Here is a 13,585-nt window from a genome sequence, read left to right on the forward strand (position 1 = left end):
AAAAACACTTCACTAATAACTACTTACCTAGAAGGTTATTCCTCAGTAAAAACCACTGCTAATTGCGGTAATAACTTAGCTTTTATTACCGCTAGTGCTTCCTCTGAATAAGGTGTTAATGCTTGTTGGCCCCAAATAGGTTTTGGCCATTGCGCGTCATCTTTAAAGCGAACAACGTGATGAACATGTAATTGTTCAACCACATTACCTAATGCGGCAACATTCATTTTATCACCGGTAAATACTTGCATAAGTAATTCACTTAGCAAGCTAGACTCATTTAGTAATTGTTGCTGTTGCTGCCAATCTAATTGATATATTTCACTAATATCGGCAACTTTAGGCACTAAAATAAACCAAGGATAGGCACTATCGTTACACAATAGTAATTTACACAAAGGCAAATCGGCCAACTCAATACCGTCAGTCGCTAATTGTGCATGTAAAGTGAATGTTGTTGCTTCAGTCATGATTGAAACCTTGTTGTGAAAAAGTATTGTTAACGTTTATTATTACGACCTCGACCACGTGCAGTCTTTTTAGCTTCAGCTCTTTAGCCGGTGCAATGCGATTTTCTTCAAACTCTCAGCATCAACTTCAAGACTCGAACTGAGTTTCAGGAAATTAACGTTTATTCTTACGACCTCGACCACGTGCAGTCTTTTTAGCTTCAGCTCTTTAGCCGGTGCAATGCGCTTTTCTTCAAACTCTCAGCATCAACTTCAAGACTCGAACTGAGTTTCAGGAAATTAACGTTTATTCTTACGACCTCGACCACGTGCAGTCTTTTTAGCTTCTCGAGCCGCAATGCGCTTTTCTTCTAATTCGGCAAAGTGAGAATTTTCTGCATCAATAATATCCGGTAACTCAAAAGAAATAGCACCTAGGGTTTTATCACGTATTTCATTGATTAAGATAACTGACGCTTTATGTAAATCAACACGGCCACCACTTTTAACACAGCTACGTTTGCGGCCTATGGCTTCAATTAAGTCTTCTTCGTGCAGCGGTAACTCTTCAAGTTTATAACGATCCATAACACGTTTAGGATAATTTTTAAGTAAGTATTCCGCAGCAAAGTAAGCAATATCATCATGATCAAAAGCAGTATCTTTCACTGCACCAGAAACCGCTAGACGATAACCTGAATTTTCATTAGCAATTTTAGGCCATAACATGCCCGGCGTATCAAAAAGATAAAGACCTTCTTCGAGACGAATACGCTGTTGACCTTTAGTTACTGCGGGCTCATTACCCACTTTTGCTTTTGCTTTGCCTACTAAGGTATTAAGTAATGTTGATTTACCAACATTGGGGATACCCATTATCATCGCGTTAATTTGCTTACCTTCTTGATCTTTATTTGGCACCATTTTTCGAATTAAATGAACAAGGTTTTTTGCGACACTCGGCTGCTCAGTGGTTAAAGCGATTGCTTTTACATTATGCTGAGATTCTAAATAATCTAACCAAACTTTGGTGCTCGCAGGATCGGCTAAATCACTTTTATTGAGGATTTTTATCAGTGGCTTATCACCTCTGATCTCAGTGATCATAGGGTTTTCACTACTAAAGGGTAAACGCGCGTCACACACTTCAATCACCACATCAATTTGAGGTAATATCTCTTTTATTTCTTTTTGTGCTTTGTGCATGTGGCCTGGGAACCAATTAATCGCCATGAAAATCCTAAAGTAGCTAAATATAATGGCGCAATTTTAACAAGCTTTTGACCAGTGTGGCTAGCCATAGTGACAATTTAAAGGAATAAAGCTTTCGTATGAAAGCTAGGTGACTTACCAAAGCTGACTAAACCTGCTGATTATAGCAAGCTTGCTAAGTGACGATCTTTGTACTGACGAGGACTAATACCATAAAACTTTTTAAAACAGCGGCTAAAATGACTGCTATTAGTAAAACCTAAGGCATAACACGTTTGGGTTACCTGTTGGCCTTTCTTCAATAAGTTTGCAGCTTGTTTAAGGCGACTTTGTAATTGATAAGCCATCGGAGTACAGCCTAAGTGCAACTTAAACTCATGAAAAAATTTGGTTCGGCTCATGCAAGAAATCCGCGCTAAATCATCAATATCTACATTTTCATTTAAGTGTAATTCAATGTAATTTAAAGCTGCATTAAGGCCGTTGTTATCAGGCTCTTGCTGAGAAAAGGCTAAAATAAACTCACGTGTTTGTTGATGCAACAGCCGAATGGTTAACTCTGATACTGCCAGCGCCACCATGGCACTGCGATCAGGATGGTTTTCTGAATAAATCTGCACAATACGGTTTAACACGTTTTGTGTTTCACTATTATGCTGAGTATGCACAAGTTTGTTGTCGTATTGCCAATGACCAAAGACTTTATTCAGCGGTTGCTGTTGATTCAACATCGCAGAAACCTGATGCACCCTGTCACTTGAAATTTCGATGGCTAAACACGTAGTCGGCTCTGCAATTTTAGCGATGGGAAAATCAATTTCGACCTCACTGCCCGGCGCCATAATAAAAGACTCATGAGGTAAAAACTCGCCATGAAAATTATCTGATGAGCTATGCATCACTTTTTTTCCTGTCACCATCGCGCAGAAAAGTAATTGATCAGATAGTAACTTAACCTTCTTAGCCGGTTGATAGGTATCATAAATACTTAACTCAGACTCAGGACCGGCAAAGGTAAGTTTATTTTCAACCAACACATTAGGTGGTTTTCTAACACTATCTATAGCTTGTGTGATCATAAAAGTTTATCCGCTAATTTGAACTAGTAGGCAAGTTTTTTGAATTTACAGCACAGTTAAGCAATCGCTTATTGACTAAGGTAAATAACCTCATACAAAAACGCAATAGTAAAATACAACAAGAATAAGCCGCTTAACTAGTAATTACCCATGAAAGGAAATGTTATGATTTATGCAAAACCCGGTTCAGAAAATGCCCTAATCAACTTTAAATCACGCTACCAAAATTTTATTGGTGGTCAATGGGTAGAACCACAAAATGGTAAATACTTTGATAATATTAGTCCGGTAAATGGTCAAGTATTTTGTCAAATACCACAATCTGATCACCTTGATATTGAACTTGCGCTCGACGCGGCGCATAAAGCAAAAGATGACTGGGGCACAACATCGGTAACCGAACGCTCAAATACTTTATTAAGAATTGCTGACCGTCTAGAGCAAAACTTAGAATTACTTGCTGTTGCTGAAACTTGGGATAATGGTAAAGCCATAAGAGAAACCTTAGCCGCCGATATTCCACTGGCAGTTGATCATTTCCGTTACTTTGCTGGCTGTTTACGCGCCCAAGAAGGTTCATTAGCTGAACTAGATGAGAAAACAGTTTCTTATCACTTTCATGAGCCGTTAGGTGTTGTCGGTCAAATTATCCCATGGAACTTCCCCATTCTTATGGCAGCTTGGAAACTGGCGCCAGCACTAGCTGCAGGAAACTGTGTCATATTGAAACCGGCCGAACAGACCCCTGCTTCAATTTTAGTGTTGATGGAATTAATTGAAGACATATTACCTGCAGGTGTACTCAATATTGTTAATGGTTTTGGCGCGGAGGCAGGGGAAGCATTAGCCACAAGTACACGCATAGCTAAAATTGCATTTACTGGTTCAACACCTGTTGGTGAAAAAATCATGCAAGCCGCTGCAAAAAACATTATCCCGTCAACGGTTGAGCTTGGCGGTAAATCACCAAATATTTTCTTTGAAGATGTGCTTGATCATGAAGATGAATATTTAAGTAAATGTATTGAAGGCGCTGTACTTGCCTACTTTAACCAAGGTGAAGTATGTACCTGTCCATCACGTTTATTTGTACAAGAAGATATTTATGATAAATTTGTCGAAAAAGTCATTGAACGTACCAAAGCCATTACTCGAGGCAATCCATTAGATACAGCAACCATGGTTGGCGCACAAGCATCTAAACAGCAATTCGAAAAGATCCTAAGTTACATTCAAATAGGTAAAGATGAAGGTGCTGAAGTGCTTATGGGTGGTAACGTTGAACAATTAACCGATGAGCTTAACAGTGGTTTTTATATTCAACCAACCTTACTTAAAGGTACAAATGATATGCGTGTCTTCCAAGAAGAAATTTTTGGCCCCGTTATTTCATTAACTACTTTTAAAGATGAAGCCGAAGCACTTGAGTTAGCCAATAGCTCTGAATTTGGTCTAGGTGCGGGTGTTTGGTCACGAGATATGAACCGTGCTTATCACATGGGCAGAAAAATTGAGGCTGGCCGTGTCTGGACAAATTGTTATCATATGTACCCTGCTCATGCTGCTTTTGGTGGTTATAAAAAATCAGGTGTTGGTCGTGAAACCCATAAAATGGCGTTAGAGCAATACCAACAAACCAAAAATCTATTGGTTAGCTATGATGTTAACCCACTCGGTTTTTTCTAACTTTCATCGAATCCTCCACAAAAAATAGCAGACGCTTTATGCCCGTTTAGTTTTTCTTTCATAGAAACTAAGAGGGCTTTTTTACTTTACACTTGTCTCGATCTTTCCTATTACTTAACGCGTACTTAACTATTCTTTAGCTAAAAATTTTCTTACAACTCGACCATTCTTTTACTAGCTAAGCATGAACATATTGATGATAATGCTAATTATTAAGTACATTAAGCAATATGTATATTCATCATTATATATTTTCTGTTAATAAGAGTTTTTAATTAAGTTATGAGTAAAAAATTTTACGTCATCTGGAAAGGTGCAAAAACAGGTGTTTTCACCACTTGGCCTGAAGTTCAACAACATACTGCCGGTCGTTCAGACGCACAATATATGGGTTTTGAATCCAAAGCAGCAGCCGAGCAAGCATTCACGTCAACCTATACCAAAGCATTGATGCAGCGCTCTTTAAGTAAAAAAGGCGGGACAAGTGCTGCACCTACTTCTAGCCGAAAAACGAGTAGTAAAAGCGCGAGTAAAAGTACCGGCGCTAAAAATGCCACGATTAGCGCTAATGGCCCAAGAGATATTGAAATATATTGTGATGGCGCTTGTTCGCCTAATCCTGGTAAATCAGGTACTGGCCTTGCTGTTTACGAGTTGGGTAAAGTAACTTCGTTATATTACGGCCTGTATCAAGCAAATGGCACCAACAACACTGCCGAGTTAAACGGACTGCTTTCTTCATTTCAAATAGCACAACACTTTATTGATAAAGATAGCGAAAAAAGTATTTGCATACTCTCTGATTCAAAATATTCAATTGACTGTATTACCAAGTGGGCGAAAGGCTGGCAAGCGAAAGGTTGGACTCGCGGTAAAGGCGAAGAAATTAAAAACTTAGCTCTAGTACAGCAATGTTACGCGCTTTATAAAACCATACACACTAAGATTACTATCCGTCACGTTAAAGGTCATGCCAATATAGAAGGTAATGAACTATCTGACAGAATGGCGGTGTTAGCCAGAGTTAAGCGACAAGAAGCGATGATCCGCTACAGTGAAACATTAGATATTAAAAGCATTCTTGCGATGCAATCTGGTTAAGCCATTTTGATATAAATACCAGCCTGAACTGAGCCAAAAACTAAGCGAAACTAAGCGATATTAAGCTTAAACTAACTGAGCTACTAAATTAACTATGCCAATTAATATCCTGATCACAATCGCGCTTTTACTATTAACAGCCTTTGTTCTTTCTCGAATATTTACCCTGCCGAGAAATATCTGGTTATTATTTATTTCTCAGCCGCTCGTGATGTCAGCTTCGCCCATTATCGTTTTTATTGGCGGCATTCTCTCAAGTAAAATGGCCAATGATCCTTCATTGGCAACGCTACCATTAACCTTGATGATTCTAGGAGTTGCTGCAGGATCTATTCCTGCCGCTATGTTAGCAAAAAACAAAGGCCGAAAGTTTGCCGTCTATACCGGTTTAACTTGCTCATTATTGGCGTCAATTACTGCGATATTTGCTGCAAAACTGGCACTGTTTGAACTGTTTTGTTTCGCTAGTTTGTTAATTGGTGTGGGTGGAGCCTTCGGTCAACAATTACGTTTTGCTGCTATTGAAAGTAGCTTAAACAGCGACGATGTCCCTAAGATATTATCTATATTAATGCTAAGTGGTGTTTTCGCTGCATTTTTAGGCCCTGAAATAGCCGTTGTTGGCAAAGATTTACTCAACTCCCCTTACGGTTATGCTGGCTCATTTTTACTAATGGTCTGCCTTACTCTTTGTGCCATGTTGATAATGCTGGCTTTTATAAACCCTACTAGCAATCACGATGAAGCCGTTGGCGAAGCAAGACCGTTAAGTGAAATTGCTAAACAGCCCATTTTTTTGATTGCCATTTGTACAGCGACCATAGGTTTTGCACTGATGAGTTACTTAATGACCGCAACCCCAATTAGCATGCACCATATGCAAGGTCACAGTTTAAATGAGACAAAGTGGGTTATCCAAAGTCATATTGCCGCCATGTATCTACCGTCTCTATTTGCTCCTTGGTTAGTAAAGTACTTAAAATTAAAAGGACTTATGCTCATAGGCACCTTAATTTATACGGTAGTTGCCTTTATCGCACTGTCAGGCCATGAAGTGATGCATTATTGGTGGGCATTGATTTTGCTTGGCATTGGTTGGAATTTCTTATTTTTAACCGGTACTTCTTTATTGCCACAAAGTTATCACGCCAGTGAGCGCCATAAAGTACAAGCAACCAATGACTTTGTTTTATTTGGCTTTCAAGCCGCAGCATCATTATTAGCAGGCTGGGTATTATTTAACGCTGGTTGGCACTGGGTAGTGATAACAAGCCTACCTTTTATTGTTGTACTCTTTATTGTCGTTGGCTTTTATCATAAAAAATCGTTAGCAATACAAGCTGCCGCGAAAATAAATTAAACTTAAGCGCTTAAGTAGGAGAATATGAATAATTCATCTACTTTAGCGTCAATAAAAAATAGCATAATAACTTTTTATATCAAGGATATAGATATGAACAACGCACAAAAAAGCGTTCTAAAAAGGACATTGCTAAGTAAACAACTAGCTCTGCAATTAATACCCTTCGGTAAACTGATACTACTTTCCTCACTTAGCTGTTCAAGCTTTGCATACGGACAAAGTGATGCATTGCCAAAAGATACACAAAATAAAGAGGCATTAGCTAAAAAATTAAACAATCCTGTAGCTGCGCTCATTAGTGCGCCAATTCAATATAATTTTGATGAAAATATTGGTGCTGATGATAAAGGCAGTCGAACCACTATTAATATTCAACCTGTCATTCCCTTCTCTATCAGTGATAATTGGAATCTCATCTCCCGGACAATTCTGCCGGTAATAGACCAAGAGAGTATTCATAATAATGCTGGTACTCAATCTGGCGTTGGCGACATTGTACAGAGCATATTTTTTTCACCTAAAGCACCAACTAATAATGGTTGGATTTTGGGCGCAGGTCCAGTATTACTGCTACCTACAGGCTCTGACGACAAGTTAACCGCAGATAAGTTTGGTCTTGGCCCAACGGCGGTAGCATTAAAACAACAAGGTCCATGGACTTATGGCGCCTTAGGTAACCATATCTGGTCTGTTGGCGGAAGAAGTGATAGAGCCGATGTAAATGCCACCTTTATGCAACCTTTTTTGGTTTACACTACAAAAAAAGCAACAACTTATGCTTTAAATACTGAATCAACTTATGATTGGGAATCTAAGCAATGGGCAGTACCTGTTAATTTCACCGTCACGCAAATGATAAAAGTAGGCGGTCAGCTGATAAGTGTTGGCGGCGGTCTTAGGTATTGGGCTAAAAGTACTGACAATGGCCCAGAAGGTGTTGGTATTAGATTAATGTTTACTATGTTGTTTCCCAAGTAAAGTTGTTGCCGATGTAATGTAAAAATTTCCTATTAAGCACTATTCATCTATTACGGAGAAAAAATGAAATTTTCAAATATAATTATCGTACTGCTAATTACCAGTTCTTTGGCCGTTATTAGTTTAAGCAACCATGCTGCACAAAGTACTAAGCCCTCCAAACTTACCGTATACCTTGCTAAAAAAATTATTACTATGGATAACAGCCAACCTTACGCCACCGCTGTTGCGGTAGCCGATGGAAAAATCGTTTCCGTGGGTAGTCTTGATTCCCTACAAGGTTGGATTAAAGAGCGTGGCGCAACCATAGACCCTACTTTTAAAGATAAAATTATCATGCCGGGTTTAATTGACCCGCACGTGCACCCTTCTTTACCGGCAGTATTAACACAATTCCCTTTCATTGCCCCTGATGATTGGTCGCTACCTACTGGGGAGTTTCCCGGTGAAACAACAAAAAAAGGCTATATTGATCGATTAACTGAGCTGGTTAATCAGCATTATAACGATCCAAAACATAACCCTGCTATCCCGTTTGTTACTTGGGGTTATCATACTCTTTGGCATGGGGATGTTTACAAGCAAGAACTCAATGTATTATTCCCCAACCAACCGGTCATGCTTTGGCATCGCTCATTTCACGAATTAATTGCGAATGATGCCGCACTTAAACTATTGAAAGTAGATAAAACCGCAACTATTGCCCATCATGAGGCCGACTGGGATAAAGGTCACTTTTGGGAAAATGGTGCCATGCAATTAATGCTGCCTAAAATGTCATTTATGTTTGCACCAAAGCGTTATGGTCAAGGTATGAAGAACTTCTTCGAAATGATGCACCAAAGTGGCACCACCACGGCAATGGATATGGGCATGGGCGTTTTTGGTGATCCTGTTGGTGAAACCGCACTGATCAGAAAAGTTGCCGAAGAAAGTAAAGCACCAGCACGTTTAGTATTAACTCCTTTAGTTACTGATTTCATTGCTCGTGGGATATCCCCTGAAAATGCTCTAAAAGAAGTTGAGCAATGGACAGAGGGAAATAGCCACAGAGTTGTATATGATAAACATTTTAAGTTGATGATGGATGGCGCTATCTTCTCTGGCGCATCTCAAATGGACTTCCCAGGTTATAAAGATGGCCATAAAGGCATGTGGATGGCACCGCTTGAAAGAACCTATAACTATGCAAAAGTCTTTTGGGATAATGGCTATCAACTTCATGCTCATACCAATGGTGATGGCAGTACCAAAGAATTAATCAATATGGTTCGCCGCTTACAAGCTGGACATCCAAGAGTAGATCATCGCACCACGCTTGAGCATTTTGCTTATGCTACTGAGGCGCAATTAAAGCAAATGAGTGCAATAGGCATGATGGTTTCGGCAAACCCATATTACCAATACATCCTCGCTGACACCTATGCTGAGCAATGGCTAGGTGAAGACAGAGCCAGAAAAATGGTGCCGTTAGGTACCGCTAAAAAACATGGCCTACCAATCGCTTTGCATTCTGATGCGCCTATGGCGCCATTAAGTCCATTAACATTGGTTTGGACTGCTGTTAACCGAACAACTATTAACGGTAATAAAAATATTGCAGGTGAAAAGCTAACGGTTGATGAGGCGCTTCGAGCCATAACTATTGATGCAGCTTGGACCATGCGCTGGGAAGATAAAATTGGTTCAATTGTCGCCGGTAAAAAAGCAGATTTTGCTATTTTAGAGCAAGACCCGTATCAAGTAGATACGAAAAAACTTAAAGATATTAAAATTTGGGGTACTGTCTTTGAAGGAGAAAAGTTCCCAGTAAAGCATTAAGCAGTTATATTGCTAATATAAACAATATGCAGGCTGATAAAGTCGTCAGCCTTGTACTTAATACAAAATTCATAACTAGGAGCAAATAGTTAAGAATAAGTAGTTAAGATCTAAAAACAAAAATAAAAAGGAGATAATTATGAGTGGTACAACTATGGTGGTTGTTATTGTCAGTGTCGTTTTTGGTGTTTTATATAAGATGTACAACAAACATCTCGAATTCAAAGCCAAAACAATTGCCCACAATCATGATGCTGATGGTAAAAGTGATGATCTTAGCAAAGAAATACTAGCACTAACCGAGCGTGTACAAGTACTTGAAACCATTGTTACTGAGGAAGGTTATCAAGTACAAAAAGACATCAATAAGTTATAAAAATCCTATTAGGTGAGTTATAACTTTTCTTGATTAATCAGGAGTCATTAACCGATGAAACTAATTATGAAAACTGAGTTTGATAACCTTAGACTTAATAGTAAACATGATTATGAAACCGACAGTAATGGTGATAAACAGATAGTTAAAATTTATTGCGGTGAATTACTGATTGCCAAAAAAATCAAACAGCATAAATCCATTCGCTTTTTTGGCATTTCAGGCTACGAACAATATCTTAGCCAAGAAGATGTGCCCAGATAGTAGCCTATTTCTTTAACATCGACTTAAGATCAGCAAATGGATTATAAGTAGCGGTATCTTGATTGGTATCGCCCGCTTTAACTTCTGTTTTATAGTTAGCATGATCGGTATACTTGGCATGTTCATTGTCATGACAGTAAATACACAACAACTCCCAGTTACTACCATCATTAGGGTTATTAGTATGATCGTGATCCATATGATGTACGGTCAATTCTCTTAAGTTAGAAAACTCAAAAGCACGGGCACAGCGGCCACATACCCAAGGGAATAATTTTAATGCTCGGTCACGATAACCTTTTTCTTGTTGTTTGTAGTTGGCACTGGTACCAAAGCGATCAGAAGACATAATATTTAGGACATTAATAAGTAAATAATGAGGTAAGTGTATTGCTAAGCACTCTACTTAGCAATAGTGGGAATCAGCAAGAGTGAGATGAGGGTTAGCAACACTGAGTGCTTAGCAGTAACCGATATTTTAGGCGTATCAATTTATACTTCAGTTTGCTGCTCTAAAATGTCCAGAGTTTTACCATGGGGTATAGGTAAACGAGTTTTCGTATCAATTTACACAAAAACAATATCATCAGCTAAACAAATGTTTTTTTAGTGGCCTTATTACGTACTAGACAAGTGATCGTGATAGAAGTACGGCCAACCTTTTTAGTTTCTAAACCAAACTCAACCACATCTCCTTGCATAGCAGCTGACTCAAAATTAATTTCACCGATATGCTTAGTCACTAAGCAGTTAGTCTCTAATTGACAGATAGCATAAATTGCCGCCTCTTCATCAATCCATTCAAGGACCCTACCACCAAATAAAGAGTTGGCGTAGTTTAAATCATTGGGCATAACAAGACGGCGGGAAAGAAAGCGCATAACAGACCTTTGGCTAACAGCATATGTAAGTGGTATGACCTGTTGTAGCACCGCTTATTATCCATTGAGTATTAACTCCAATCATTAATTGGTTATTTGTTCAAAATAAATTATAGGTAACGTTTAAGAATATCAATATCGCCTAAGTGATTTATCTAAATTCTTCACTCAACAACTTGAATTTAATAAAATTTCATGTAAATTAACTTATTCTTATTATTTAGCCATAATTACAAACGGTTAAATCAGACTAAAATACTGTTGCCATTTTGTTCATCACCGCCACGAATGTTAGCCAACTACTACATATATATTTTTACCTATTAACGAAAATGTAGCTGCCTAGGAGTTTATGTGAAAGACATACAAAGTTATTATCTGCTTGCTTTTATTTTACTATCAGCCATATTGAATGAATTTATTGAGGCCGAGCGTATTGGGATAAAATTGTTATGCTCAACACTCTTATTCACAACCCTGATGTTTGCCTCTTTATTTCATAGTTTAAGAACTAAAATCACTAAAACAGAAGAAAAAGACACCGAGTAAAATAGAGGTCGTTGTATCTCGCTAAAACCAGTTGCAACGGCTCCAAATACAGCTGGTTCGACTAAGTTGCATATTTTACTATTAGCGAATAAGGACTTATGGAGTATTCATGACAGAGTTTTCATCTCTACTCAGCGAAGTTCGACGTTGTACCATTTGTGCTTCGGCTTTACCCCAAGAACCAAGGCCTGTTGTACAGGCTCATCCCGAAGCAAAGATTTTGATTGCTGGTCAGGCTCCCGGGCGTAAAGTGCATAATTCAGGCGTGCCATTTGATGATGCCAGCGGTAAGCGCTTACGTGAGTGGTTAGGGTTAACTCGAGAAGAGTTTTATGATCCACAAAAAGTTGCTATTTTACCTATGGGGTTTTGTTTTCCTGGTACGGGTAAAACAGGTGACCTTGCACCACGAAAAGAGTGCGCACCGGCTTGGAGAAGTAAAATCCTCGCTCATCTTAAACAAATAGAGCTCACTATTGTACTCGGTAGTTATGCGCAGAAATATCACTTAGATGACACAAATGCCTCAGTGACACAATTGGTAAAATCATGGCGAAGCTTGTGGCCAAATATCGTTCCACTGCCACACCCTAGCCCTAGAAATAATATCTGGCTTAAGAAGAACCCCTGGTTTGAAATTGAATTGCTGCCAACACTTAGGCTACGTATTGCTGAGTCATTGAAGGAGAACAACAGCTAATAAACACAGTAAACTGACGCTGTCGGGTGCATGTCGGGGGGAAGTCAGGTATAAATCGTCACCGACAATAACAAAATTAATGAATACTTGTGATTCTTAAGTACAGGGGTAAATTTAATGATTCTCAAAGAACTGCGTATTAACCGGCACTTTTCACAAGAGCAATTAGCTCAAATGTCTGGACTAAATGTTAGAACAATCCAACGTATAGAAAGCGGAAAAAATGCTAGCTTAGAGTCTCTTAAATGTATTGCTGCTGCACTTGATGTTGATGTAACAACCTTGAATCAGGAGAAGCTTATGATAGATAAAAAATCAGATAACTGGAAGAATTTACCTTTGTTATTAAAATGTTGGTTTGTTTTTAACTTTTTACAAACCAGACCCAGCAGAAAATCAGCCCATCGAATTGAAGTTATTGGTCATATAAGTGGCTTTATATTTTGTAGTTTAGGTCTAATAAGTGAAGCAGCACTCGTTGGTGGTTTACTCATGTTGGCTACTGCTTATTTATATCATGGACTTATATGGCATGGTGATCGCTATGGCATTTGGTATGACTATGAGCCGAACCATGAACCGAACCATGAACCGAACCAAAACAGCTAACTTTAACCAGTAGGGGTTATATGCGTATATTTTTTGTATTTTTACTTTTGTTTACTTCATTTCATCTAAATGCAGAGAATATCGAGCCCTTCACCTCTGACGGCTGTAGCTCATTTCCTGATGGAACATTTGAGCATAATCAATTATGGCTATCGTGCTGTACCGCTCATGATTATGCTTATTGGCAAGGTGGCACTTACCAAGAAAGGCTGCTTGCTGATAAAGAGCTGCAACAGTGTGTTGCCAAAGTTGGTGAACCTTACATCGCCAGCCTTATGTTAGCGGGTGTTCGTGTTGGCGGCAGTCCATATCTGCCAACATCATTTCGTTGGGGTTACGGCTGGTCGTACCCTAGATGGTACAAGGTATTAACCGATGCAGAAAAAGAGCAGATACAAGTTATGGAAAATAATACAAAATAAGTACTTAACCTGAACTCTGGATAATGAGCACTTGATGTTTAAGTAAAAACAACAACTTACAGTTATTAAAAAATAGCATTTACCGAATTAAATAG

General features: G+C 38.8%; 15 protein-coding genes and 1 pseudogene. 11 read left to right on the forward strand and 5 right to left on the reverse strand.

What is annotated here, in order from left to right:
- Positions 1-35: 35 nt before the first annotated feature.
- The 3 genes from GAB14E_RS15245 to GAB14E_RS15235 all read right to left on the reverse strand — a co-directional run bounded on the left by GAB14E_RS15245 (position 36) and on the right by GAB14E_RS15235 (position 2,740).
- Entirely contained in the window at positions 36-470 is a 435-nt protein-coding gene (locus GAB14E_RS15245; RefSeq protein ID WP_033081608.1) for an HIT domain-containing protein, read from the reverse strand.
- A gap of 279 nt (positions 471-749) precedes the next feature.
- Positions 750-1,682, reverse strand: coding sequence for a ribosome biogenesis GTPase YlqF (gene ylqF / locus GAB14E_RS15240; protein ID WP_033081609.1), 933 nt, complete (start codon positions 1,680-1,682; stop codon positions 750-752).
- Between the two features lie 140 nt (positions 1,683-1,822).
- Complete coding sequence (locus GAB14E_RS15235) at positions 1,823-2,740, reverse strand: AraC family transcriptional regulator (protein ID WP_052093559.1); 918 nt, start codon at positions 2,738-2,740, stop codon at positions 1,823-1,825.
- A 165-nt stretch (positions 2,741-2,905) separates the two neighbouring features.
- Here GAB14E_RS15235 and exaC point away from each other — a divergent pair, with 165 nt between their 5' ends.
- The 7 genes from exaC to GAB14E_RS15200 all read left to right on the forward strand — a co-directional run bounded on the left by exaC (position 2,906) and on the right by GAB14E_RS15200 (position 10,329).
- Positions 2,906-4,426 (forward strand): acetaldehyde dehydrogenase ExaC, encoded by a 1,521-nt coding sequence (gene exaC / locus GAB14E_RS15230; RefSeq protein ID WP_033081610.1) that lies wholly within the window; start codon positions 2,906-2,908, stop codon positions 4,424-4,426.
- A 282-nt stretch (positions 4,427-4,708) separates the two neighbouring features.
- The gene (locus GAB14E_RS15225; protein ID WP_033081611.1) at positions 4,709-5,527 is read left to right on the forward strand and encodes a ribonuclease H family protein; all 819 of its coding nucleotides are present in this window, start codon (positions 4,709-4,711) and stop codon (positions 5,525-5,527) included.
- A gap of 94 nt (positions 5,528-5,621) precedes the next feature.
- Entirely contained in the window at positions 5,622-6,887 is a 1,266-nt protein-coding gene (locus GAB14E_RS15220) for an MFS transporter (protein ID WP_052093560.1), read from the forward strand.
- Positions 6,888-6,980: 93 nt separating this feature from the next.
- A complete protein-coding gene (locus tag GAB14E_RS15215) occupies positions 6,981-7,868 on the forward strand; it encodes a transporter (RefSeq protein ID WP_231562008.1) in 888 nt (295 codons plus the stop codon).
- Between the two features lie 63 nt (positions 7,869-7,931).
- Positions 7,932-9,689 (forward strand): amidohydrolase, encoded by a 1,758-nt coding sequence (locus GAB14E_RS15210; RefSeq protein WP_033081612.1) that lies wholly within the window; start codon positions 7,932-7,934, stop codon positions 9,687-9,689.
- Between the two features lie 139 nt (positions 9,690-9,828).
- Positions 9,829-10,065 carry a hypothetical protein gene (locus GAB14E_RS15205; protein ID WP_033081613.1) on the forward strand — a complete coding sequence of 79 codons (237 nt, stop codon included), beginning with the start codon at positions 9,829-9,831 and terminating at the stop codon, positions 10,063-10,065.
- Between the two features lie 54 nt (positions 10,066-10,119).
- Positions 10,120-10,329, forward strand: a complete 210-nt coding sequence (locus tag GAB14E_RS15200; protein ID WP_033081614.1) for a hypothetical protein — start codon at positions 10,120-10,122, stop codon at positions 10,327-10,329.
- A 4-nt stretch (positions 10,330-10,333) separates the two neighbouring features.
- On the opposite strand, the gene GAB14E_RS15195 is transcribed toward GAB14E_RS15200, so the two are convergent.
- Positions 10,334-10,678 (reverse strand): YajD family HNH nuclease, encoded by a 345-nt coding sequence (locus GAB14E_RS15195; protein WP_033081615.1) that lies wholly within the window; start codon positions 10,676-10,678, stop codon positions 10,334-10,336.
- A 143-nt stretch (positions 10,679-10,821) separates the two neighbouring features.
- Positions 10,822-11,210, reverse strand: a pseudogene (locus tag GAB14E_RS23715) (acyl-CoA thioesterase).
- A gap of 354 nt (positions 11,211-11,564) precedes the next feature.
- Here GAB14E_RS23715 and GAB14E_RS15190 point away from each other — a divergent pair.
- The 4 genes from GAB14E_RS15190 (at position 11,565) to GAB14E_RS15175 (ending at position 13,490) form a co-directional block, all read left to right on the forward strand.
- Positions 11,565-11,759 (forward strand): hypothetical protein, encoded by a 195-nt coding sequence (locus tag GAB14E_RS15190; RefSeq protein WP_033081616.1) that lies wholly within the window; start codon positions 11,565-11,567, stop codon positions 11,757-11,759.
- A gap of 109 nt (positions 11,760-11,868) precedes the next feature.
- The gene (locus GAB14E_RS15185) at positions 11,869-12,459 is read left to right on the forward strand and encodes a uracil-DNA glycosylase family protein (protein WP_033081617.1); all 591 of its coding nucleotides are present in this window, start codon (positions 11,869-11,871) and stop codon (positions 12,457-12,459) included.
- A gap of 117 nt (positions 12,460-12,576) precedes the next feature.
- Positions 12,577-13,068 carry a helix-turn-helix domain-containing protein gene (locus GAB14E_RS15180; protein ID WP_033081618.1) on the forward strand — a complete coding sequence of 164 codons (492 nt, stop codon included), beginning with the start codon at positions 12,577-12,579 and terminating at the stop codon, positions 13,066-13,068.
- A 20-nt stretch (positions 13,069-13,088) separates the two neighbouring features.
- A complete protein-coding gene (locus GAB14E_RS15175) occupies positions 13,089-13,490 on the forward strand; it encodes a hypothetical protein (protein ID WP_033081619.1) in 402 nt (133 codons plus the stop codon).
- Positions 13,491-13,585 lie beyond the last annotated feature (95 nt).

Origin of the sequence: Colwellia psychrerythraea (assembly GCF_000764185.1) — a bacterium.
GTDB classification, from domain to species: domain Bacteria; phylum Pseudomonadota; class Gammaproteobacteria; order Enterobacterales; family Alteromonadaceae; genus Colwellia; species Colwellia psychrerythraea_B.